The following is a 22347-nucleotide window of genomic DNA, read 5'->3' as shown; positions in this document are numbered from 1 at the left end:
CAATTCGGTAATACGGATTCGGCATCAGGCTTGTCATGCTAGTCTGCATAATGTGACCAAGTCCCTCATAGACATGTATCAATCAGTTCAAACCAAGTGCTAAGGGGGATGATGTCATGCGCCGGATTTCATGGATGCTCGCCATGATCTTGTGCGTTACGGTTGTGTTGGCAGGCTGTGGTGGCAAAAAGGATGCCGCTTCCGTTGTCAAAGACTTGAACAACGTGGTCGATACACTGCAAAGCAAGGATGGCTCTTACAAAGGAACGGGGAAAATGACGCTGTATACCGGGGAAAAGCCGCAGGAATACCAGGTGGAGGTATGGTACCAGAATCCAAACTACTACCGGATCAGCCTGACGAACGCCCAGAAGGACGTCACGCAAATCGTTCTCCGCAACGACGACGGCGTATTCGTGCTGACACCGAGCCTGAACAAAAGCTTCCGGTTTAAAAGCGATTGGCCGGACAACCAGGGGCAAGTCTATTTATACCAAACGCTCGTCCGGGGCATCTTAAGCGATAACACCCGGCAGTTTGCCGCAGACAAGGACAGCTATGTATTCGATGTTGCGGCCAACTATCACAGCCAGTCACTCGTACGCCAGAAAATCTGGCTCAACAAGGATAATTACGCGCCAAAACAAGTACAAGTCTCCGACTCTGACGCCCATGTCGTCGTTGAGGTCAAGTTCGACCAGTTCCAGTTCGATGCGAAATTCGACAAGGACTCTTTTGACATGAAACGCAACATGACCGTGCAAAGCGATCCGTCGGTCGGAACGGTGGCCGAAGTCGATGAGAACGGCAATCCGGTCGCATCCCAGGATCAGCCGCAGGGCGATAACGGGGAAGCGGCGCAGGAAGTTACGAAGGAACTGGGCGACTTTGGCATGATTATCCCGGATTATCTGCCTGAAGGCGTCACGCTCAAGGACAGCAACAAGTTGGACAACAGTGACAACCATGCGCTGCTGCTCCGGTATGACGGTACATACCAGTTCACGATCATGGAATCCCGTCCGCAGGACCGAGCTGTATCCCTGATGTCGGGCGAAGTGGTGGATCTTGGATTTACGGCGGGCCTCCTGGCTGGCGATGAGCAGCAGACGCTGACCTGGATGAATGGAGACGGCGTCGAGTTCCGCATTACGAGTGCAAACCTGCCGGTGGACGAAATGATACAGATCGCAGCGTCTTTACAGGAACAATCGGGTAAATAATACGCAGGTAGGCGGACCCTTCGCCGGCGGGGCATAAGTCCTCCGGCGAAGGGGCTTTCGCCTATCCATCTTCGAAAACCGCTGTGGTACGGTAAACCGGCCGGATTCCGCCGGGGCGTGGTTCATTGACAGTCACCTTCCTGAACATTACGATTACATAGAATGAATGAAAGTAAACGACAACTCACTTTCATCCCATCTATGTGCATAGGATGAACGAAAGTATCTCTATGTCCATAGAACGAGCGAAAGATGACAAACATCTTTTGTCAATCTATGCAGCGAGTGTTTAATTCTTAGAGAAGGTGACGACTGAATGCAGCAACAATATAGAGCAACTAGAGCCGAAATCAATCTGGACCATCTGCAGGCGAACGTTACGGCGTTTCGCCGGGCTTTGCCCGAGGGCATGAAGTTTCTGGCCTGCGTCAAGGCGGACGCGTACGGTCATGGAGCCGTGCAGGTGGCGCGGGAGCTTGCGAGCATCGGGGTGGACTATTTAAGCGTCGCTTTCCTGGATGAAGCGATCGAACTGCGGCATGCCGGCGTGACGCTGCCCATCCTGGTGCTTGGCTACACGCCTCCGGAAGGCATAAGAACGGCGTGGGAGAATAACATAACAGTGACGGTGTTCAGCCCGGAGGTACTGGAAGCCATCCGGCAGCTTCCGGCGGACGCCGAGTCCAGACCGCTGAAGGTGCACATTAAGATCGACAGCGGAATGGGCAGACTGGGACTTCTTCCCGGCCCGGACGCCATTTCGTATATCGATTCGCTCTATGCTCTTTCGCAGGCTGAGGTTGAAGGCTTGTTTACCCATTTTTCCAAAGCGGACGAAGAAGATAAAAGCTATACACTGGAGCAGTACCGGCGTTTCGAGAGCGTGGTGGCCTCGCTCGGGGAGAAAGGAATCAGCCCTCCTCTTATACATACGGGCAACAGCGCCACAGCGATTGATACCCCTCAGCTGTCCTACAATATGGTCCGCGTCGGCATCAGCCTGTACGGATTGTATCCATCGGATGAGGTGAATCATCAGACTGTCGCACTTTCCCCGGTATTGACGCTGAAGACAGAGCTTGTATATGTCAAAACCCTTCCGCCGCATTGGGGCGTCAGCTACGGCGCCAGATATGTGACGGATCAAGATGAAGTCATTGGAACGCTGCCGATCGGCTATGCCGACGGGTACTCGCGGATGCTGAGTGGTAAAGCGGAAGTCCTGATCCGCGGCCGCCGCGTTCCCGTTGTCGGAACGATCTGTATGGACCAGTGTATGGTAACACTTCAATCTTTTGCCGGAGAGGCAGAAGAAATTCATGCGGGCGAGGAGGTTGTGCTCATCGGTCAGCAGTCTGGCCAGTGCATTACGGCAGATGAGCTGGCTTCTCAGCTGGGTACCATCCACTATGAGGTCATCTGTATGATTTCCCACCGGGTGCCTCGTGTTTACTTGAAGCACGGCGCACTGTACAACCGGGTCAACCCATTGCTCACCTAGTGCGAAAGAAGGCGGAATTTCAGCCTTTTTGCTGGAAATGAAGGAATACGGCACACGCATCCCGAATAAAGGTAATGACGGAATGACTGTACGTAAATGCCGAGTCTAGTTTATAATGTATGCAGCATACCTGGTATATCTTCGGCATATATATTCCTTTGTATAAATTTCCTTGATTCAAGTTATACTGGGCACAAGGGTGAGAAGGTATTGTGGGGGTGGAACAGAAGGTGGCTAATATGCAGAATACCAAACGAATTATGATCAGCTTGCCGGATCATCTTTTGCAGGAAGTGGATGGCATCGTTGCGATGGAGAATTCGAACCGCAGTGAACTCATCAGGCAAGCCATGAAACTGTATTTAACGGAGCGGAAGAAACGTTATATACGGGAGTCAATGCAACGCGGCTATATGGAAATGGCCAAGATCAATTTGACGATGGCATCGGAGGCCTTTCACGCGGAAGAAGATGCAGACAGCACTCTAGGCCGCTTAGTGAGCGGGGTGTAGACATTGATCGTAAAACGCGGCGACGTTTTTTTTGCGGATCTTTCACCCGTAGTCGGTTCTGAGCAAGGTGGAGTCAGGCCTGTTCTGATTATTCAGAACGATATCGGCAACCGTTTTAGTCCTACGGTCATCGTGGCGGCCATTACCGCCCAGATTCAAAAGGCAAAACTGCCGACCCATGTGGAAATCGATGCGGTTTCGCATGGTTTCGACAGAGATTCGGTCATTTTGCTGGAGCAAATCCGGACCATTGATAAGCAGAGACTGACGGACAAAATTACCCACCTGGATGAGGAAACGATGAAAAAGGTGGATGATTCGCTGCAAATCAGTCTCAGCCTGATCGATTTTTAAGCGTTGAACCATAAGGTTGATGATATGGTTATGAAGGATAAGGCGTACCCGGAGAGGGGCGCCTTTTTCTCGTTTTTACATTCGCTTTTAAGTCACATAAGTCCATTGTAAGGGGTTACGCATCGGCTATAATGAATGGTATGCAACGTATGAGCGGGCAGGTGAGTACTGCATCTGCGTCTATCCGCTTGTGATATCAGGGAGGGAATTATGGCGATTCATATCGATGCTAAGCAGCAATTATTTCATCTTCAGACCCGCAGTTCAAGCTATGTATTTCAGATTCTTCCGTCCGGCTATGCCGCCCATCTCTATTACGGGAAAAGGCTGCGTGACGCTGACCTGAGCTGGCTGCTCGTGACGACCGAGCGGGCTTCCTTCAGTCCGAATCCGGTGCCGGAGGATCGTACGATCTCCCTGGACACGCTGCCGCAGGAGCTTCCGGTGTACGGAACGAGCGATTTCCGTCACCCGCTGGTACAATTCCGGCTGCCTGACGGCTCGACCGTTACCGAATTCAAGTACGTGTCGCATCGGGTGGAGCAGGGCAAACCACGGATGGAGGGGCTTCCTTCGACGTATGTGGAGAGCGAGTCCGAAGCGGAAACGCTGTTTGTAAATATGCAGGACCCTGTGTCGGGGCTTCATGTGGAGCTGCAGTACACGGTAATGGAAGCTTATGATGCGCTGACCCGCTCGTTAAAAATCGTGAACGACAGTACCGAGCCGGTGGAGCTGCTGAGAGCCCTCAGCGCGAGCGTGGACTTTCTGCGCGCCGACTACGAATGGCTGCAGCTGTCCGGCGCCTGGACCCGGGAACGCGACGTTGTGCGCCGTCCGGTCGTCTACGGCATGCAGGCGGTGGAGAGCCGTCGCGGGGCCAGCAGCCACCAGCAGAACCCGTTTGCGGCGCTGCTGTCTCCGGGGGCGGATGAAGACCACGGCGAGGTATACGGCTTCAGCCTGGTGTACAGCGGAAGCTTTATCGCCCAGGCCGAAGTGGACCAGTTCCGGACGACCCGTCTGTCGATCGGGATCAACCCGTTCGATTTCACCTGGCTGCTGGAGCCGGGAGCCGCGTTCCAGACGCCGGAGGCCGTTATGGTCTATTCCTCCCAAGGACTAGGAGGCATGTCGCGGACGTATCACCGGCTGTACCGGGAGCGTCTGGCCCGCGGCCAGTTCCGGGACAAGGAGCGCCCGATCCTCGTCAACAACTGGGAGGCGACTTACTTCCAGTTCAATGCGGATAAAATCGTCGACATCGCCAAGGCAGGCAAAGAGCTCGGGATCGAGCTGTTCGTTCTGGACGACGGCTGGTTCGGCCATCGCGACAGCGACAACTCCTCGCTTGGCGACTGGGTGGTGGACAAGAACAAGCTGCCGGGCGGACTGGAGGACCTGGTGAACCGCGTGACGGGCATGGGAATGCAGTTCGGCCTGTGGTTTGAGCCGGAGATGGTTTCCCCGGACAGCGACCTGTACCGCAAGCACCCGGACTGGTGCCTGCATGTACCGGATCGGCGCCGCACGGAAGGCCGCCAGCAGCTGATCCTCGACTTCTCGCGGCAGGATGTGCGCGAGGAAATCGTACGGATGCTGACGGAGGTGCTGAGCAGCGCGCCGATTACGTACGTGAAGTGGGATATGAACCGCAACATGACGGAGATCGGTTCGGCGCTGCTGCCGCCGGAGCGTCAGCGGGAGACGGCCCATCGCTATATGCTCGGCCTCTATGAAGTGATGGAACGAATCACGTCGGCGTTCCCGCACATCCTGTTCGAGAGCTGCTCCGGCGGAGGCGGACGCTTCGACCCCGGCCTGCTCTATTACATGCCGCAAACGTGGACGAGCGATAACACCGATGCGGTGTCCCGTCTGCGCATCCAGTATGGCACCAGCCTCGTCTACCCGGTGAGCGCCATGGGCTCGCATATTTCCGCCGTTCCGAATCACCAGGTGGGACGGTCCACACCGCTCGACATGCGCGGCTACGTCGCCATGTCAGGCAACTTCGGCTACGAGCTCGACTTGACGAAGTTCACCGAAGAGGAGAAGGAAGTCGTCAAGCAGCAGGTGGCGCTCTATAAAGAAATCCGCGGACTCGTCCAGACAGGCGAGATGTATCGGCTCCTCAGCCCGTTTGAAGGCAATGAGACTGCCTGGATGTTCGTGGCGGAAGACGGCAGCATCGCAGCGGTCTTCTATTTCCGGGTACTGGCTGAATCCAACGCGCCGCTGAACCGCCTCAAGCTGAAGGGCCTCGACCCTGCCGCAGATTATGCGCTGGTGGGCACAAGCGAGGTGTACACTGGCGACGCCCTGATGTATGCGGGCATCGCGGTAGGCGCTGAGCGCGGGGATTACCACAGCGAGTTTTTCCGCTTCCGGCGCGTTTAAGTCCGGCCCTTTCCAGAATTAACCGGCCTCCGTCCAACGTAAAGGTCTATACAGATGGAGGCCGCAGCAGTATGATGAACCTTGCCCTGTTTATGGGGTAAGGTTCTTTTTGCTTTTTCAGGAGAAATCTACCGTGGCGTGGAAGCTTTCTCCTGCCAAACATGACCGCTGGAAAAATGGCTCAAAGTTTGTGATAATAAGATATGAAAACTTTGTAGATTTGCCTAAAGTTTTGGTTTGATCTCACAGTTTTCCATAGAGGCTGTCGCCAGGCAAGCTGATGCTGATACCTATAACGCATGCTGGAAGCCGCTCCACTGATATGAAATTTTCGGTATACGTGGTTTGCGGGATCCGGCGTTTATAAACCAGACCAAGCCGATTTTTAATCATATCAGCAAGTATAAACTCCAGAGCCATTGCTTTCCTGATATTGCAAGAAAAACTTCATTTAAACGCGGTCTGTCTTCTTTGAAGGTACATCGATAGATGTTTTTCTTAACTCGGACAAGTCTGTGGACCAATCACATGATGACGAAATGAATGTTTTAATGACGACGATGATGAGAGAACGTTTGAATACATGGAAACGCAAGTACGAATGGGAAAGAGGGATTTCTTTTGACGGAAAAGGAAATGGTTATCGAACAGAACGGTGAAGAAATGAAGGCGCGGGAAAAGGAGCGGATCGTGCAGCAGATTGCCAAGGAGCTGCAGCTGTCCCTGAAGCAGATTCGGACAACGGTGGGACTGTTGGATGAGGGAAATACGATTCCGTTTATCGCCCGTTACCGTAAGGAAATGACCGGGGAATTGGATGAGAACCAGCTGCGCGGAATCGAGGAGCGCGTGACTTACCTGCGGAATCTGGAAGAGCGCAAGCGTGAGGTCATCCGGATTATCGACGAGCAGGGGAAATTGACCGGGGAGCTTAAGACGGCGATCGAGAAGGCGGCCAAGCTCCAGGAAGTGGAGGACCTGTACCGTCCATACCGGCAGAAGCGCAAAACCCGTGCCAGCGTCGCCAAGGAAAAGGGGCTCGAGCCGCTCTCCGAGTGGATCATGGCCCAGCCGAAGCAGGGGGATGTTCATAAGGAAGCCGCCAAATACGTCGATGCCGAAAAGGGCGTGGAAACGGCGGACGATGCAATCTCCGGCGCGATGGACATTCTGGCGGAGAACTTGGCCGACGATGCGGCCATCCGGGCCTGGGTGCGGCGTTATACGATGGACCATGGGATGCTGACGTCGGAAGCGAAGGATCCCGAGCAGGAGTCCGTGTACGAGAACTATTACAATTACCGGGAGCTGGCGAAAAAGATGCCGCCTCACCGCATTTTGGCCATTAACCGCGGAGAACGCGAAAATATTCTTAAAGTGGGACTGGACGTGCAGCCGGAGTCGATCCACAAATTCATGGAACGTCAGGTCATCAAGGGCAGCTCGACGGTGCAGCCGATTCTCGCGGCCGTTATTGAAGATGCTTACAAACGGCTGATCGCCCCCTCCATCGAGCGCGAAATCCGCGCTGAGCTGACCGAGAAAGGGGAGAATCAGGCGATTTCTATCTTCTCCGGCAACCTGCGCAGCCTGCTGCTGCAGCCGCCGGTCAAGGGACGCTGTGTCCTCGGGGTGGATCCGGCCTACCGGACAGGCTGCAAGCTCGCCGTTGTGGACGATACCGGCAAGCTGCTGGAGGTGGCGGTGACGTACCCAACGCCGCCGAACAACAAAAAGAAAGAAGCCGCCGCGAAGTTCAACGAGCTGATTAAGAAGTACAGCATCCAGCTGATCGTGATCGGCAACGGTACGGCTTCGCGCGAGACGGAACAGTTCGTGGCAGAAGTGATCAGCGACATCGGCGTGCCGGATCTGGCTTACCTGATCGTCAACGAGGCCGGAGCGAGTGTGTATTCGGCCTCCAAGCTTGCCCAGGAGGAATTCCCGGATCTTGACGTTGCGGAGCGAAGTGCGGTGTCCATCGCCCGCCGCGTGCAGGACCCGCTGGCTGAGCTTGTAAAGATCGAGCCGAAGGCGATCGGTGTCGGTCAATACCAGCATGACGTCTCCCAGAAGCATTTGGACGAGAGCCTGAAGACCGTTGTCGAATCGGCCGTCAACCATGTCGGCGTCGACGTGAATACCGCTTCGCCGTCGCTGCTCTCTTATGTGTCCGGCGTCAACGCGACGACCGCCAAAAACATCGTGAAATACCGTGATTCCAACGGAAAGTTTTTGAGCCGTAAAGAACTGCAGAACGTGCCGCGGCTGGGAGCCAAAACCTACGAGCAGTGCATCGGATTTATGCGCATCTCCGAGGGCGATAACCCGCTCGACCGCACCCCGATTCACCCGGAATCGTACAAGGTGGTGGACCGTCTGTTCCGCGAGCTTGGTGTCGGCATGGAGAAGCTGGGAACGCCTGAGCTGTCCGAGCTGCTGGGGCGTCAGGACGTGGAGAAGCTGGCGGAGGTGCTGGAAGTCGGTGTGCCTACGCTGCGCGACATTTTGGAGAGCCTTCAGCGTCCGGGCCGTGACCCGCGGGAGGAGCTGCCGCTGCCTATTTTCCGGACGGACGTGCTGAAGATCGAGGATTTGACCCCTGGCATGGAGCTGCAGGGCACCGTACGCAATGTCATCGACTTCGGGGCCTTCGTGGACATCGGGATCAAGAGCGATGGGCTCGTACACATTTCGCAGCTCAGCAGCGGCTACGTCAAGCATCCGATGGACGTGGTGTCCGTCGGCGATAACGTGACGGTATGGGTACTGAACGTCGATTTGAAAAAAGGCCGCGTCGGCCTGACGATGCGCAACCCGCATCAGGGTGAATAACCTTATCTCTAGACTGTAAGTAAACAAGATCGGATTTATAACCAGAAAAGGATTTAATAAGCTCGGTATATATGGAGTTCCGGCCAGCATGGCGTTCATTAGTGGTTCACGAGCGGCTGCCGGACTCCATCCTATAACCCACCCGAAGAATGGAAAAAAATGTTTCCGGTCTTCGGGATTTTGGCTTGTACGGATTTAAGGCTGGTCATCTTCGGAGGCCTTCTTTCGGGCCCGGAAACGCCGGACCTTCATCAGATTCCCGCACATTTTGTCATCGCAGTAGCGCTTGGAACGGTTGCGGGTATCGTCATAATAAACCCAGAGGCAGTCCGGATTGTCACAGATCCGGATTCTTGCCGTTTCTCCATTGGCGATCGTATCGGCAAAAGACGCGGCGATGTCCGACATGACCTGCTGCCAGTCCCAGCGGACCGGTCTGTTTCCGGTGGACAGGCTGCCTTCCCGGAAGAACAGCTCCCGAATGACGGGACCGTCGGACATGACGTCATTTAGCCTGCCAATAGTCTCGGCGTCAGGGGAAACGCCTTGAACGATGGAGGTGACCATGCCATGGATCAAGGAGCGGAGCTCTTTAAGCTGCTGCAGCTCGTGGGGGTTCGGCTGATCGAGTATAGGCAGATGCTGCTCCTTCAGCCATGCCCGCAGCCACCCGGGCCGGTCCAATCGGTCCTCGGACTTGCCGGTGCCCCGCCAATCATGCCAGTCGCTGTTCAAAAAATCATCCCAAAGCATACGTTATCCTTCCTTTCAGGTTCATTGTAACAACTAAATAATTATTTTGCTAGTTACTTGACCGGCAGAAATAGACTGTGTTAATTTATGGGTGTAACTAATAAATTGATTTTAGTTCGTTACAAAAAAACCGGACAGGGAGGATTTGAAGATGGGCCAAATTCAAGAGCAGCTGCAAAGATGGGATGAATGCTTTGATCAGGAAGGCTGGTATCCGCCGCTTGTGCCGGCATTGGACGGCGTGACCGCTGAGGAAGCGGCATGGAAGCCGGAAGGGGAAGCCGTCAACTCGATCTGGGAGAACGTGAACCACCTGCTTTATTACAAGGAATATCACCTGCAGCGGATGCGTGGCGAGAACCCTGACTTCAAGGCGTCCAGCAACGATGAGACGTTCAGCAACGTCGAAGATGGGGACGAAGCTTGGCAGAAGACGGTCGATCGGCTCAAAAGGATCCATCTCGAGATCCGAAGCTTCCTGTCCGGTTTGAGCGACAGCGAGCTGAACGCGCCGTTTCGAGACAGGCCGCTTTCCGGCTTGATTCACAGCCTCATGATGCATGACGCCTACCATACGGGCCAGATCATTTTGCTTCGCAAGCTGAAAGGGAGCTGGCCGGCTTCGAGAAGCTTTGAGTAGGCAACAAGGAGCACACCGACTATAGAAATCGTCAAACCAAACGCAAAAAACAGGCGGGTACACGGTACCGGCCTGTTTGCATGGAGCGGGCTTCATTTCTGAATATTTATCGGGCGTCCGAGTTTTCTTCCGGGGCGTTTCGGTAGAAGAACCAGCATTCGTTGAGCAGTTTGATCTGGCGTCTGTCTTTTTTATGAAACGCCTTCCTCAGCTGATTACAGAGCCATTGCGGCAAGGGTGATCTCCTCCTCTTGCATTCCGTCTCTACGGTCAGCATATGGAGAGAACGCCCAAAGCGTGCAGGTCTCACCTGAATTTCCCGGGTTCTTCAAGGGGAGGGAATGTATTTTTATAAACGCATCCCATCATGCATCTCTTCACGTTCCTCTTCGCTGCGATCCCAGTTTCTGATCATGGCTATTTCGGTATCAACGCTGCGGCCGCCTAGCCCTCTGCTTCCTCCTCGTACCACTGTTCCAGTTGGGCTTGAAGGGCACGGATTTCGGTCAGCAGGGCGATGAGGGGATAGCTCTGTTCATCGATCGAGGCAAAGGACTGTTCCAGTGCGTTGATGTAGGCAAGTCCGTCCTGAATTTGCAGATTCTCCTGCAGCAGATCCAGCTGATCGCATTCCGCCACGGCGAGCGGCAGTTCAGGGACGACGGAAGCCGTCAATTTGTCTATTTCCTTATTGAGGCGCAGGTTCAGCGCGCTGAGCTGGTAAGCGTAATCGGCGGGCATTTCCACAAAAAAGAGGTCGGCATTTTTCTGTAAAATTACATATCTCATCTTCGGCATAAGGCGCAAAAATCTCCCTCCATAACATTCTACTTGTCAGTGTAGCGTATGGGGAAGTTATAATTCAAGAGAATGTTTCTTTCGGGACAACCGCCCCGAAGACCGTAATTCAGTCAGAGGAGGACCTCATGGACGTCATGAGCAATGAAGAGCTGCAAGCATGGGTGGAGCGGATTTCGGAGGAAAGCTTCGGCATGCCTTTCAGGCACCGCGCCACGTTCAACCGGCGTTTGTCCACAACAGGCGGGCGCTATTTTATGAAAAGCCATCATATCGAGATCAATCCCCATCAGCTCGAAGCGAACGGGCAGGAGGAAGTGGAAAAAATCATCAAACACGAATTGTGCCATTACCATCTGCACCTGATGGGAAGGGGCTACAAACACCGGGACCCGGATTTTAAAAAGCTGCTGCAGCAGGTCGGGGGAAGCCGTTACTGTCAGTCGCTGCCTTCGGCGCGGGAGCGTAAGGTGCAGCCTTACCGGTACCAGCTGGTGTGCCGCCAATGCGGGATGGTGTACCTGCGCAAACGCAAGGTGGATCCCCGCCGTTACCGGTGCGGGAAATGTGCTGGAAATCTTCGCTTGAGCAAGCTTGACTCCACTGCAAAATCATGATAAATTATTTGGTGTTACCATATAACAACGTTCCCTGATAGCTCAGTTGGTAGAGCACTCGACTGTTAATCGAGTTGTCACAGGTTCGAGTCCTGTTCGGGGAGCCAGTTTCTTGGAGAGATACCCAAGTGGCTATAAGGGGACCCTCTGCTAAGGGGTTAGACTGCGTAAGCGGTGCGAGGGTTCGAATCCCTCTCTCTCCGTTTTGATATACTTCGTAAGAAAGCTCCCACCGCTTTTGCGGCTGGGGGCTTTTTGGCGTAAAGGGATGAGGACCTTCGGGGAGGGCTCGTCGGAGCATAGACTTTCAACAAACAACCCCCATCCATCATCGGAAAGGGGCTGTTTGTGCGAATCTTCAAAGCTTTATTTTTCGTCTTCGTACTCTTCCCGCATTCCTTCAATCGCTCTTTCGCGCTTGGCGTTTTTGTGCTGAAGGTTGTGAACTTCCTGTCCGGAAATTTCCTCGGCGTGTTCGGCCAAATAATCGTTGGTTTCGTTAATGTTGTCCTGCGTGTTGATAATGGCGGTTTTGATCTTTTCCGCGTTATCCGAACGGTCGTCTGGTTTAGCCATTGATTTTGTCTCCTTGTCGTGTGTTGATGTCATTGACGTGTATAGGATGCCTAATAGGGGATGATATTATGCCCGGGAGAGGGGAAGAAACGGCATACGACACCTTTTAAAAAAATATTACAAAAAGGGCTTGCCAACCTTTTTTGTTCTATGCTATACTCAGTCTTGTCGTCAAGAAAGTGATGTTACGATATGGCCCGTTGGTCAAGGGGTTAAGACACCTCCCTTTCACGGAGGTAACATGGGTTCGAATCCCATACGGGTCACCACTTTCATTAATGATGTACCATCTATGCTTATGGGCGCACAAGTTGTGGGTCATCGAGAGCCATTAGCTCAGTTGGTAGAGCACCTGACTTTTAATCAGGGTGTCGAAGGTTCGAGTCCTTCATGGCTCACCAGTTTTTTAATAGCATTTCCCTTTACATGTGCGGTAGTGGTGGAATGGCAGACACGCTATCTTGAGGGGGTAGTGGGCGTACGCCCGTGGAGGTTCGAGTCCTCTCTACCGCACCATAACTTGAACAATGACAATCCTTGCGAATGAGCAAGGATTTTTTGTTATATCCGCCTCGTCAGAACTGAACCGGGTTGCGTGGCAAGCGGGTTTCTGGAATACTGGGATTAATACATTTTGCAAACGCTGTCAATGGAGGGGAGCATCGTGAACATACTCGTATTATGCGACGATAACTGGCATCCGGCCGATGTGGTGAAGGGAGGCTTGGAGCCGCTGCGGACAAGAGGGTTCGATTTTCATTATATTTTGGAAACCGATGCCGAATGGCAGGACTCGCTGGAACGGTTGCTTACGGAATATGACTTGCTAATCTTGGCGAAATCCAACCGGGTCTCTGCGGTCAAAGAACATCCGTGGATCATCGACTCAACCGGGGGTCTGCTGCAGCGTTACGTCAGCGCAGGCGGCGGTCTGCTTGTCCTGCACTCCGGTACGGTGGGATACCCGGACATGGAAGACATGTGCGGGCTGATCGGCGGAGTCTTTCATCACCATCCGGAGCAGTGTCCGGTCACGGTCGAGCCGGTACAAGACACGGAGATTACCCGGGGAATCCAGGCCTTCACGGTGCAGGACGAGCATTATTTTATGGATATGACCGATCCAACTAACGTGGACATATTTATGGTGACCCGGTCGGGACATGGGGAGCAGCCGGGCGGATGGACCCGAATGGAAGGCGGGGGAAGGGTTTGCGTGCTGACGCCCGGCCACAATTTGGCGGTATGGCTGCATCCGGGCTACCAGCAGCTGCTGCAGCAAGCTTTGACGTGGACCGCCTCAGCGCCGAAAGGAGAATAACGAGTCATGGACCAGATTGTTTTGATTACGGAAGCCCATCATCCTTGGGGCCGTGCGCTTGTCCGGGAATTCGCCCAAAAGGGATGGCGCGTTATGGCCTGCAGTCCCGTTTCTGTGGAAATGTTTCAGGATGCTTTTGATACGGATCGAATACATATCTTCACGATGGATATGAGGTCCAGGGAATCAGTGCAGCAGGCAGTCGAACGGATACAGGAGCAAACCAGCCGGGTAGATCTGCTCGTGTGCGGAACGTTATCCAGCCAAGGTAAGGAGTCTGCCGGAATCGCTAATATGTCGGCGGATCTCGTGCTGGAAGATTATCAGGCGAACGCGCTTGGTCCGATTCGTGTCATCGAGGCATGCCTGCCGCTTATGGATCATGGGCTGCGAAGAATCGCGCTGCTGTCCGATGTCCAGGGCAGTTTGGGGCTTGGCCTTTCGGGGGCAGGGACAGGATATGCGATGTCCAAAGCTGCGCTGCATATGGCGTACACCATGCTGCATGGGGATCTGGGCAGGAAGGGGTTTACGTTCCGGTTGTTTGAGCCTGGACCCGAGCCTGAAACGGAAGTTTCGGCTGAAGCGGCGGCTGCTTATTTTACCGGGTCCCGGGAGGATGAAGAGCGGATGGTTATGCTGGATTGGCGGGGACAAGAGGTTCCTTTATAACGGACGCTAAAAGAGGAGATGCTTACGGAATGAGCAGGAGCAGAATTGCCTTTGTCACAGGCGCGGACCGAGGTTTAGGGCTTGGTATCACGAAAAGGCTGTTGGAGCTGGGCTGGGACGTTTTTGCCGGGAGTTACCTGGCGGATTGGCCGGAACTGACAGAGTTAAGCCAGAAGGAGCCGGAGCGATTGCATGTCATTCCGCTGGACGTAGCCAGTGATGAGAGCGTTCAGGCAGCCAGCCGGGCGGTTGAGGCTACGTCCGGTCGGGTGGATGTACTGATCAATAATGCGGGGATCGCCACGCATTACCCCAGAACGATTCATGAAGAGCAGGTCGAGGAAGAGCTGCTGCAAATTTACAATGTGAACGCGGTTGGCCCGATGCGGATGGCACAGTCATTTGTACCGCTGCTGAGAGCGGGTGCCGGAAAGCGCATGTGCTTTGTGTCCTCGGAAGCGGGGAGCATCAACCGCAGCTTTCGCGATAACTGGTACGGGTACTGCATGTCCAAGACCGCGCTGAACCGGGGCGTCCAATGCCTGTTTGACGAGCTCCGTCCCGAAGGCTTTACCTTTCGCCTGTACCATCCGGGGTGGGTCAGATCCTATATGTCGGGTGAGCTGAATACGGATGGTGATCTGAATGCTGATGATGCGGCGCGCATGGCGGTGGCTTATTTTCTGCGGAACCGCTATGAAGATCAAGGGATGCAGGAGGAGGACCGGCTGGTCATGAGAGACTGGCTGGGCCGGGAGTGGCCATGGTAGGAAGCTGATATGGAAAAAAGGAAAAAAGCGCACCTTGCGGCACGCTGGAAGGGTCGGACCTGATCAAGTGTCCGCCCGGACAGCAGCCGGGGGTGCGCTTAATTTATGATTTTTAAGGCGTCATTTGCGGAGCTTCGCGGTGGTGGGTGTGCTGCTCAAAGCTGTACGCCAGCTTGATCAGCTCCGGCTCGCTGAAAGCTCTACCGAAGAAATCGATGCCTACCGGCAGATGGTCGCTGGTGAAACCGGCCGGTACGGTGACTGTCGGCCAACCGGTAAAGGAGCTTAGTTTAAAGGCGTCGCCCGCCACCTGTTCCTGGCCGATTTTCACCGCCGTTTTGGATGAGGTCGGAAAGATGAGGGCATCCAGATGATTGTCCGCCATCATTTTAAGGACCGCTTCCTGCACATACTTAGTGCGGAACAGGACAATGTCCTTGTACTCCTGGGCATCCAGCGATTCACGATTGTTGCGGTCGATCAGGGCTTTTTCGATCGATGGATCGTATTTGCCTGAAGCGATCAGCTCGTCCAAAGACTTGTATGGCGCAGCGTCGCCAAGGGACTTCAGGTAGTCGTTGAATTGGAACTTGAACTCCCAAGCGCTTAGGCTCCCATATTTATTGATGAGATCGAAGTTCGGAATTTTGACGTTGTCTACCAACGTTGCCCCGGCAGCTTTCATCTCTTCGATGGCTTGGGACACAACTGCGTTGACTTGGGCGTCGTCTCCGAATACTTCGCGAACGATGCCGATCCGTGCTCCTTTGAGGCCGTCCTTATCGAGATAATCCGTATAATCCTTCGGCACGAAGCCAACGCTTTTCGCAGTTGCGATGTCCTTTGGGTCATAGCCGGCCGTCGCGTTCAATATGAAGGCGGCGTCCTCCACGGTCCGGGCTATCGGACCGCCTGTATCCTGCGTCAGGGCAAGCGGGGCGATGCCGTAGCGGCTCGACAAGCCGACCGTCGGGCGAATGCCGACCAGGCTGTTGAACGAGGAAGGAATCCGGATCGATCCACCGGTGTCGGTACCCATGCCTACGGCGGCAAGATTCGCGGCTACTGCGGCTGCGGTTCCGCCGCTGGATCCGCCGGGTACGCGGGTCGGGTCATAAGGATTCAACGTCTGCCCGCCCAAAGAGCTGACGGTCGTATAGCCAAAGGCGAACTCATGCAGGTTGGCTTTGCCGATGATGATTGCTCCGGCATCGCGCAGCTCCTTGACCTGTGTGGCATCCTCCGGAGGGATCACATCCTTTAAGCCGATATTTCCGGAAGAGGTTGGCATGTCGGAGGTGTTGTAGTTATCTTTGATGATCACCGGAATTCCGTGCAGCGGGCTGCGCTCCCCTTGGGCTTCACGTTCGGCGTCCAGCTGCTTCGCCGTGTCCAGTGCTTTCTCGTTCAAGGTGATGATGCTGTTCAGCTTCGGACCCTGATCATCGTACTTCGCGATCCGGTCCAAATATTGCTGGACAAGCTCCTCGGACGTCAGCCGGCCGGTTTCCATCGCTTTTTGCATCTCCGCGATGGTCGCTTCCGTCAGCTTGAACGGCTGCAAATATTGATACAGGCGGTAGATGATCGTGGCGGCTTCCCGGTGCGTCAGCGGCTTGCCATATCCGAAAGTTTGGGAAGAGCTGCCCTGCATGAGGCCGGCGGTATAGACATTGGCGATAGCCTTGCTGTACGGACTGCCTCCGGCAATGTCTTGATAGTCTGCGGTAACGGCGTAAGGGACATGGATGACGGAATCCAGCAGTACGGCGGCCTTTTCGCGTGTCAATGTACCGCTGATGTTGGAACCGGATGGGCTCACCGCCGTCCCGGCTTGTTCGGCCGCGAGTTTCATCGCTTCGGCAAACTCAGCGGCGGTCATCGGCTTGCTGCTGGCGGTAAGGGAGGTCAGAGATTTGGGCATCCAGCTCTGGGACATCGCATCGGCCGTCTCGCTGCTTAGAGCTGCTGCGGAAGCGGCTGGTGAGGCATAGGCCAGTGTTGGGGTCAGAGATAAAGCGGAAACGAATAAAACCGTAAATAGATTTCTCTTAAAACTCTTCAAATCGTTCTCCTCCAATACAGCGTTATGTATTCTGACGGTTCGGCGGAAGGAAGGCATCGTTTGAAATTTCCGCAGGAGAAACTTCGCAGGATGGAGGACGAACCTGCAGAAACTGGGGATAAACGAATGCCTTCACTCCGTCATTGGAGTCTATTATATTGAAGAAGAGTTAACATGGATTGTATAAAACGGAATTTATGTAAGGAAAGTTGACGTAATAGGACTGGACTATGATTTCCGGAGGAGCTGCACCATCCAGCGGGTGGGACATTCGTTGCTGAATTTTTTGAACTCGTGGATAAAGTGAGCCTGGTCGTAATAGCCGTATTCCGAAATAATGTCGTTAAAAGCCGTCCGTGATGGATGCAGCAGTCTGCCCACGGCCGATTGATAGCGGATGATTTGGCAGAACAGCTTGGGGGAGAGGCCTATATACGCCTCGAACAGGGAACGAAAACTCCGCGTTGAGCAGTTCATGACCGTCGAGAGCTCGGCTATGGTGATATTGCCGCGGGACTTGATAATAAGCCGGATGGCCTGATAAAATGGCGGCGGTACTGAAGCTTCAGTGCATGGCGCAGAATGAAGCAGCTTGCGGAAGCCGCTGTGGGATGCGGATATTCTGCGATGAAAAGAGGCCTCTTCCTGCTGGATTTGCTGCATGATGGCGACCGGAATGGACAAGGCGCGGGCAAGCGGCGTGAATCCGTCCACCAGTTGTTTTAACGGAATTTTAAATGCGGGAGCCAGGGAGACGGGGAGCAGCCGGATACCGAAGTATATCGTGCCTGGGCGAAATGGCACCTCCCGGCGGCAAAGAACGCTGCCGAGAATCAAGGAATCGGCAGGGGGGCCGCCGACCGGGAACAACATATCGACATGGCCCCCGGGCAGCACGGGGCAGCGTCCAGATTGGCCTGGCGGGACCGAGAATTGGTAGAACAGAACAGGGAGCGGAGTGTCTGGTAACATGTCGCGATGCTCTGTGTAATCGGTAAAATGTTTGGCAAAGCCCGGCTGAACGGGCATAAACGTCTCGAAGGCAGTGGATGCGGCCGGCATGTTCATCGTAATCTCTCCCCCGGAATCAAATAGGAATATGGCTTATGGTAGATAATATGACTATTTTACTCTCTAGTCGATAGATTTGGAAGTATAATTAACCTTATAAGTAATAAAATATAACATTAGTTTCTGCTAATTTTTCAGTATTGAGTTAGGGAACTCTGAAGAGGAACTCAGGGGAACTGAAGCGGGTAGAGTGAGGTGTGGGGTGGGGACTTAAGGCCGCGATTGTAAAAGAAATAAAAAGCACCCTTCTGCCGGGTGCAGAAAGGTGCTGAATCGATCAAGCCAAAGGTTATACAGTTTTGGACGTTCCGTTATGGCGGTTTGGCATGTTGTTGCTCTTGGCCCGTTTGGCAAGATAGAACGCGTATACGATGATGAACAGGACAAGGAACAAGGATGCGAAACGATACATCGCGCCGTAAGTCGAATACTGGGCGATCTGGCCCAAAATCATGGCCCCGACGGCGATGCCAAGGTCGAGCGAGTTGAAATACATGCTGTTGGCGAGTCCTTGCTTTTGAGGAGGAACCTGCTGCAGCATCCAGGATTGAAGGGTTGGCTGAACCGTGCCGAATCCAAGGCCGTAGCACAGGGCGGCCAGGGCCAAAAATCCGGTGGTATGGGCATAGGACAGCAGCCATAGCCCTCCAATGAGCAGCACCGCCGCCGGAATGAGCAGGGCGATATGCCCCTTGCGATCATAAATTTTACCTGAGATGGGCCGGATCAGTACGACAGCAGCGGCGTTGAACAGAAAGAAGAGCGATGCGTTCGCGAGGCTGGCCTCTTTTCCGAACAAATTAATGAAACTGAGCAGTCCGCCATAGGTAATGGACATCAGCAGGTTCATCAGGCTGGGCAGGAGGAGCGCCTTCGGAAAGCCCTGCTTTTGGGGAACCGCCGTAAATTCTTTCGGAATGGCCGGGGCGGCCGGCTTTACTTTTTTGGTCAGCGGAATGACCAGCGGGAAGATCAGGGCAATGACGATTAATGTGGCGTATACCAGCGTGTCGAACCCTTTGTTCTCCAAAAGTGCTGTCCCGATGACGGGTCCAAGCGAAAGGGCGATGCTCGTTGACAATCCGAAGTAGCCCATGCCCTCGCCCAGTCTGCGGACCGGTATGATACCGGATGCCATCGTAGGCAGCGTCGTGCTGCCCATGCCGAAGCCCACGCCGAACACGATCCGCATCAGCAGCAGCAGCGCCATCGTGCCGCTCCACAGATAACCGAAGGTGGCGAGCAGTGCCAAGGCAAGACCGATATATAAGATCTGATTGCGGATGCCTCTCTCCAGAGCTTTGGCGGAATACAGGCGTGCCGCGATCGCAGCCAGCGAGAAGAGGGTCGTAAACATGCTGACCATAAAGGCGCTGGCGTGAAAGTGTTCTTTTACATAACCGGACAGAGGGGATACGATCATTTGCAAATTTAAAAATAACAGCAGGTTGCACAGCGTAAGCATAATAAACTCACGTGTCCACAGTTTCTCTCGGGTGTCGTTCATAGGTGACTCCTACTCCATTAAAATTCGGTCTATATTTTTATTGATTTGGTCCATAATGCCGTTCAGCGACTCCAATTGCTCGTCCGTAATGCCGGCAATCAGCTCATCATTGAGCTTCAGCTCCATCGGGATCGTTTCTTTCATCAGCTCCTGAACAGTCGGTGTGGCATAGATTAAATAAGCACGGCGGTCAGCCGGATCCGGCTTGCGCTGTATCAGATCTTTCTTGTCCAGCACATCGAGAATGCGGGTGATGGAGGGCTGGTCTTTGCCGGAGCGAAGCGCGAGTTCCTTCTGGTTAATGCCTTCCTGGAGGTGAACCTGGTACAGCACGGTCCATTGCTCGGGTGTGATGCCGTAAGGCTTAAGCAGGCCTGCAAAAATAGATGACATTCTGCGGGACATATTTCCGTATCGGAAACCGATCGTTTGAGACGAAGATGAGAAGCGGGTCAGAGAAAACACTCCTTCAAAATATAATTGTCATAACAATTATATGGATATGAACAAAGAACGTCAACGAAAAAAAGCTGCGGTGCGTTGACGATGATTTTGAAGAAGCGTTTTGTTGTGGAAGAGGCTGGGGGTTGGTGCAAATACTACTGGTGAGTAGGCGTATCCAATATGGACGAGTACTTGGGATACAGCCGCCGTATACAGTCCGGACAAATATCGTGCGTGAATTCGGTGTGTGCATGCTTTTGCAAAAAACTCTCGATGGAATTCCATATGTCATCGTCATCTCGAATTCGTTTACAGACGGCGCAGATGGGCAGCAATCCGCGTAGAGTGCGGATCTGGGATAAGGCGGTCATCAAGTCGTTCTCGAGCTGCTTGCTTCGGCTGATATCCGATAGGCAGACGATCATTCCCCGGGGCTCCTGCCTGGCGTCATTCCGCAGCGGGAAAGCCTCAATCTGAAACCAGCGGGAGGGCTGAATGCAGCTTGACCGGAATTCGTTCTTATAGTATGTAGAAATACCCTTCAAAACCGCTTGGAGTCTGTCCAGGTCTTGTTCGTCTTCTCCGGAAAGGGCGTCGGCAATTTGCATAAAGTTAATACCAACCCAGTTGAAGGATCGGGGGACGCCTTCATCATGTGCATTTTGAATCCAGGCATGGTTCACTGAAATGATAAGTCCTCCGGCATCCACGACGGCAATCGATTGCCGCATGGCATGGATCAATTCATGGTAAGAAATGTCGAGTGTGTGCAAAAGCGGTCGCTCCCTGTCTTGGTATTGGTCATAAGCGGGCCCGAATCGCGTTGGAAAGGTAACGTCAGATATGAAGTGAATGATTGCAGGGCGGTTGGATTAGGAAAGGGACTAATGATACAATAAGAGCCATAGGTATGGAAATTCCTAATATAAAGAATACTATACACGTTTTTGCGTCATATTGCAAGCATAAAATTACTTAAATGCGTCGTTTTTTGCGACATGACTGGAAGGCGGTTTTTATGCAATCCATTTACGGACGTATTGAGGCATTGATTAAGCAGAAGGGGATGACCAAAAAATCGTTTTGCGAGCAGCTTAATATCAGCACGGGGAATTTCGGTGATTGGAAAAGAGGGAAATCCACCCCGAGCACCAATAAATTGATCGAAATTTCGAGCTTTTTTGGCGTCAGCCTTGACTGGTTGATTCTGGGCAAGGAACCGGGGCCGTATATGGTCAAGGAGCAGCAGGATCCATATCTGTGGGAGAACGGAAGGCAGTTAAACGAAATGCCGCTATCCGATCACGAAAAGGAGTTTATCAAGGAGTACATCAAGTTTGTGGAATACCGGAAGAACCAGTCCCGCGATCAGTAAGATGAAGGTCAAGTACATACATGGGAACAGAAAAGGCACTTCGCTGCAGCAGGGCAGAGCGGAGTGCCTTTGTGGTGTTGTTAAAGGGATCACGAGGCGATATGGGAGTCGTTCTCCTGGATATTAAAAAGGTCTGTAGGCAGGGAATCTTTCTCCGCTGTCCATGCGCGCTCCATTTCAGCCGTCCATTTGCCCGCCAGCGCTTTGGCGTCTTGAGACGGGATGCTCAGCGAGCGGGCGGCGAACTGGATGCACGTGCAGACCGCCGATTGCATGTAGCCGTAAACGGTGTGGTCCCGGCTGGACCCGAGCTGGTAGTTGACATAAGCATGCGCCGTGGCCAGGCTGACGGGAGACAGCTCCTTTTGGACGAGTTCGTCAAGAACCTTCAGATTGAGCCAGGGGTACAGGGCCTGGGCCAGCTTTAAAAGTCTCCTGCCGCGTTGGCTTGCCGCCTCAACATTTTCATTTGCAGCGATTCTGCTCAGGATGTACCGGTCAATCCGGGCGATCTGACGGATATCCCGCTGGTCGGCAGCCGCGTAAATCGCCTGGATCGCCGTGCCGTCTTGGCGGACCAAACGATTCATCATTGGATGAAGGATGAACCCTTCCAGATCTTCTTGGCTCTGGATGCGCCCTTCCGCGATCCGGGTTTGGAGGTCGAACACATGGCTGAAGCCTCCAACCGACAAGTCGTTATCCAGCGTTTGCACGTAATCGAGCAGTTTGGTGTTTTTGTCATTCAACACGGTCACCTCCTGATATCCATTCATTTGTAATGGTAAAAAATATTACATAATTTACAACATTGAATCAACGAATGTTATTATATGTAAGTTAATATTACATAATTATAGTGATTTGTCAATGAAAAGGCGAATTAACCACTGTTTGTGCTGGTTTTGTGTGA

Annotated in this window: 22 protein-coding genes and 5 tRNA genes; 17 read left to right on the top strand and 10 right to left on the bottom strand. The window is 53.5% G+C overall.

The annotated features are described in order from the left end of the window. Positions 1–116 precede the first annotated feature (116 nt). The 6 genes from FHS19_RS21150 to FHS19_RS21125 all read left to right on the top strand — a co-directional run bounded on the left by FHS19_RS21150 (position 117) and on the right by FHS19_RS21125 (position 8825). Positions 117–1223: an outer membrane lipoprotein-sorting protein gene (locus tag FHS19_RS21150; protein WP_183583748.1), complete on the top strand. Its 1107-nt coding sequence runs from the start codon at positions 117–119 to the stop codon at positions 1221–1223. 316 nt (positions 1224–1539) lie between these two features. Then, positions 1540–2724: an alanine racemase gene (alr, locus tag FHS19_RS21145; protein WP_183583747.1), complete on the top strand. Its 1185-nt coding sequence runs from the start codon at positions 1540–1542 to the stop codon at positions 2722–2724. A 230-nt stretch (positions 2725–2954) separates the two neighbouring features. After that, a complete protein-coding gene (locus tag FHS19_RS21140) occupies positions 2955–3236 on the top strand; it encodes a CopG family ribbon-helix-helix protein (RefSeq protein WP_036648438.1) in 282 nt (93 codons plus the stop codon). 3 nt (positions 3237–3239) lie between these two features. Next, entirely contained in the window at positions 3240–3590 is a 351-nt protein-coding gene (locus tag FHS19_RS21135; RefSeq protein WP_076174838.1) for a type II toxin-antitoxin system PemK/MazF family toxin, read from the top strand. Positions 3591–3800: 210 nt separating this feature from the next. Next, on the top strand, positions 3801–5990 hold the full coding sequence (locus FHS19_RS21130) for an alpha-galactosidase (protein WP_183583746.1): 2190 nt from the start codon (positions 3801–3803) through the stop codon (positions 5988–5990). 636 nt (positions 5991–6626) lie between these two features. Beyond that, positions 6627–8825: a Tex family protein gene (locus tag FHS19_RS21125; RefSeq protein WP_183583989.1), complete on the top strand. Its 2199-nt coding sequence runs from the start codon at positions 6627–6629 to the stop codon at positions 8823–8825. Between the two features lie 195 nt (positions 8826–9020). Here the strand turns inward: FHS19_RS21125 and FHS19_RS21120 are convergent, their stop codons facing one another. Next, positions 9021–9578 carry a CGNR zinc finger domain-containing protein gene (locus tag FHS19_RS21120; protein WP_183583745.1) on the bottom strand — a complete coding sequence of 186 codons (558 nt, stop codon included), beginning with the start codon at positions 9576–9578 and terminating at the stop codon, positions 9021–9023. A gap of 151 nt (positions 9579–9729) precedes the next feature. Between FHS19_RS21120 and FHS19_RS21115 the strand changes: the two genes are divergently transcribed. Next, a complete protein-coding gene (locus FHS19_RS21115) occupies positions 9730–10218 on the top strand; it encodes a DinB family protein (RefSeq protein ID WP_183583744.1) in 489 nt (162 codons plus the stop codon). Positions 10219–10324: 106 nt separating this feature from the next. Here FHS19_RS21115 and cmpA read toward each other — a convergent pair whose 3' ends face one another. Both cmpA and FHS19_RS21105 read right to left on the bottom strand, forming a co-directional pair. Further along, the gene (gene cmpA, locus FHS19_RS21110) at positions 10325–10453 is read right to left on the bottom strand and encodes a cortex morphogenetic protein CmpA (RefSeq protein ID WP_089549977.1); all 129 of its coding nucleotides are present in this window, start codon (positions 10451–10453) and stop codon (positions 10325–10327) included. Positions 10454–10662: 209 nt separating this feature from the next. After that, positions 10663–11016, bottom strand: a complete 354-nt coding sequence (locus FHS19_RS21105) for a hydrolase/acyltransferase (protein WP_183583743.1) — start codon at positions 11014–11016, stop codon at positions 10663–10665. Between the two features lie 137 nt (positions 11017–11153). Here FHS19_RS21105 and FHS19_RS21100 point away from each other — a divergent pair, with 137 nt between their 5' ends. From FHS19_RS21100 to FHS19_RS21090, 3 genes are all read left to right on the top strand, one after another. Continuing rightward, complete coding sequence (locus FHS19_RS21100) at positions 11154–11633, top strand: SprT family protein (protein ID WP_183583988.1); 480 nt, start codon at positions 11154–11156, stop codon at positions 11631–11633. A gap of 31 nt (positions 11634–11664) precedes the next feature. Further along, positions 11665–11740, top strand: a tRNA-Asn gene (locus FHS19_RS21095). A 7-nt stretch (positions 11741–11747) separates the two neighbouring features. Beyond that, positions 11748–11836: transfer RNA gene (locus tag FHS19_RS21090), tRNA-Ser, on the top strand. Positions 11837–11999: 163 nt separating this feature from the next. Here FHS19_RS21090 and tlp read toward each other — a convergent pair. Continuing rightward, complete coding sequence (gene tlp, locus FHS19_RS21085) at positions 12000–12209, bottom strand: small acid-soluble spore protein Tlp (RefSeq protein ID WP_076174820.1); 210 nt, start codon at positions 12207–12209, stop codon at positions 12000–12002. A 194-nt stretch (positions 12210–12403) separates the two neighbouring features. Between tlp and FHS19_RS21080 the strand changes: the two genes are divergently transcribed. The 6 genes from FHS19_RS21080 to FHS19_RS21055 all read left to right on the top strand — a co-directional run bounded on the left by FHS19_RS21080 (position 12404) and on the right by FHS19_RS21055 (position 14972). Further along, a tRNA-Glu gene (locus FHS19_RS21080) sits at positions 12404–12478 on the top strand. Positions 12479–12534: 56 nt separating this feature from the next. Beyond that, a tRNA-Lys gene (locus tag FHS19_RS21075) sits at positions 12535–12610 on the top strand. Between the two features lie 29 nt (positions 12611–12639). Then, positions 12640–12725: transfer RNA gene (locus FHS19_RS21070), tRNA-Leu, on the top strand. Between the two features lie 148 nt (positions 12726–12873). Then, positions 12874–13530 carry a ThuA domain-containing protein gene (locus FHS19_RS21065; RefSeq protein WP_183583742.1) on the top strand — a complete coding sequence of 219 codons (657 nt, stop codon included), beginning with the start codon at positions 12874–12876 and terminating at the stop codon, positions 13528–13530. A gap of 6 nt (positions 13531–13536) precedes the next feature. Beyond that, positions 13537–14202, top strand: coding sequence for an SDR family NAD(P)-dependent oxidoreductase (locus tag FHS19_RS21060; protein ID WP_183583741.1), 666 nt, complete (start codon positions 13537–13539; stop codon positions 14200–14202). A 29-nt stretch (positions 14203–14231) separates the two neighbouring features. Next, positions 14232–14972, top strand: coding sequence for an SDR family NAD(P)-dependent oxidoreductase (locus FHS19_RS21055; RefSeq protein WP_183583740.1), 741 nt, complete (start codon positions 14232–14234; stop codon positions 14970–14972). Positions 14973–15084: 112 nt separating this feature from the next. Here the strand turns inward: FHS19_RS21055 and FHS19_RS21050 are convergent, their stop codons facing one another. The 5 genes from FHS19_RS21050 to FHS19_RS21030 all read right to left on the bottom strand — a co-directional run bounded on the left by FHS19_RS21050 (position 15085) and on the right by FHS19_RS21030 (position 20832). After that, on the bottom strand, positions 15085–17037 hold the full coding sequence (locus FHS19_RS21050; protein WP_246426708.1) for an amidase family protein: 1953 nt from the start codon (positions 17035–17037) through the stop codon (positions 15085–15087). Positions 17038–17265: 228 nt separating this feature from the next. Next, on the bottom strand, positions 17266–18105 hold the full coding sequence (locus FHS19_RS21045) for a helix-turn-helix domain-containing protein (protein WP_183583739.1): 840 nt from the start codon (positions 18103–18105) through the stop codon (positions 17266–17268). A gap of 292 nt (positions 18106–18397) precedes the next feature. Then, positions 18398–19615, bottom strand: coding sequence for an MFS transporter (locus tag FHS19_RS21040; RefSeq protein WP_183583738.1), 1218 nt, complete (start codon positions 19613–19615; stop codon positions 18398–18400). A 9-nt stretch (positions 19616–19624) separates the two neighbouring features. Next, a complete protein-coding gene (locus tag FHS19_RS21035; protein ID WP_183583737.1) occupies positions 19625–20008 on the bottom strand; it encodes a MarR family winged helix-turn-helix transcriptional regulator in 384 nt (127 codons plus the stop codon). 206 nt (positions 20009–20214) lie between these two features. Next, a complete protein-coding gene (locus FHS19_RS21030) occupies positions 20215–20832 on the bottom strand; it encodes a PAS domain-containing protein (RefSeq protein ID WP_183583736.1) in 618 nt (205 codons plus the stop codon). Positions 20833–21077: 245 nt separating this feature from the next. On the opposite strand from FHS19_RS21030, the gene FHS19_RS21025 reads away from it, so the two are divergent. Then, positions 21078–21434 (top strand): helix-turn-helix domain-containing protein, encoded by a 357-nt coding sequence (locus FHS19_RS21025; RefSeq protein WP_076173486.1) that lies wholly within the window; start codon positions 21078–21080, stop codon positions 21432–21434. 89 nt (positions 21435–21523) lie between these two features. Here FHS19_RS21025 and FHS19_RS21020 read toward each other — a convergent pair whose 3' ends face one another. After that, a complete protein-coding gene (locus tag FHS19_RS21020; RefSeq protein ID WP_183583735.1) occupies positions 21524–22183 on the bottom strand; it encodes an urease accessory protein UreF in 660 nt (219 codons plus the stop codon). Positions 22184–22347: the final 164 nt, after the last annotated feature.

The sequence above is a fragment of the Paenibacillus rhizosphaerae genome (assembly GCF_014192015.1).
GTDB classification, from domain to species: Bacteria; Bacillota; Bacilli; order Paenibacillales; family Paenibacillaceae; genus Paenibacillus_AQ; species Paenibacillus_AQ rhizosphaerae.
Note: the sequence above shows the minus strand (reverse complement) of the source record. Positions and strands in the feature narration are given on the sequence as shown.

Bases quoted from the DNA above. Each gene is read 5' to 3' on its own strand.
- FHS19_RS21025 (WP_076173486.1), top strand. From the start codon at position 21,078: ATGCAATCCATTTACGGACGTATTGAGGCATTGATTAAGCAGAAGGGG.
- FHS19_RS21045 (WP_183583739.1), bottom strand. From the start codon at position 18,105: ATGAACATGCCGGCCGCATCCACTGCCTTCGAGACGTTTATGCCCGTT.
- FHS19_RS21105 (WP_183583743.1), bottom strand. From the start codon at position 11,016: ATGCCGAAGATGAGATATGTAATTTTACAGAAAAATGCCGACCTCTTT.
- FHS19_RS21100 (WP_183583988.1), top strand. From the start codon at position 11,154: ATGAGCAATGAAGAGCTGCAAGCATGGGTGGAGCGGATTTCGGAGGAA.
- FHS19_RS21150 (WP_183583748.1), top strand. From the start codon at position 117: ATGCGCCGGATTTCATGGATGCTCGCCATGATCTTGTGCGTTACGGTT.
- FHS19_RS21130 (WP_183583746.1), top strand. From the start codon at position 3,801: ATGGCGATTCATATCGATGCTAAGCAGCAATTATTTCATCTTCAGACC.
- FHS19_RS21115 (WP_183583744.1), top strand. From the start codon at position 9,730: ATGGGCCAAATTCAAGAGCAGCTGCAAAGATGGGATGAATGCTTTGAT.
- FHS19_RS21060 (WP_183583741.1), top strand. From the start codon at position 13,537: ATGGACCAGATTGTTTTGATTACGGAAGCCCATCATCCTTGGGGCCGT.
- tlp (WP_076174820.1), bottom strand. From the start codon at position 12,209: ATGGCTAAACCAGACGACCGTTCGGATAACGCGGAAAAGATCAAAACC.
- alr (WP_183583747.1), top strand. From the start codon at position 1,540: ATGCAGCAACAATATAGAGCAACTAGAGCCGAAATCAATCTGGACCAT.
- FHS19_RS21035 (WP_183583737.1), bottom strand. From the start codon at position 20,008: ATGTCATCTATTTTTGCAGGCCTGCTTAAGCCTTACGGCATCACACCC.
- FHS19_RS21125 (WP_183583989.1), top strand. From the start codon at position 6,627: ATGGTTATCGAACAGAACGGTGAAGAAATGAAGGCGCGGGAAAAGGAG.
- FHS19_RS21040 (WP_183583738.1), bottom strand. From the start codon at position 19,615: ATGAACGACACCCGAGAGAAACTGTGGACACGTGAGTTTATTATGCTT.
- FHS19_RS21120 (WP_183583745.1), bottom strand. From the start codon at position 9,578: ATGCTTTGGGATGATTTTTTGAACAGCGACTGGCATGATTGGCGGGGC.
- FHS19_RS21055 (WP_183583740.1), top strand. From the start codon at position 14,232: ATGAGCAGGAGCAGAATTGCCTTTGTCACAGGCGCGGACCGAGGTTTA.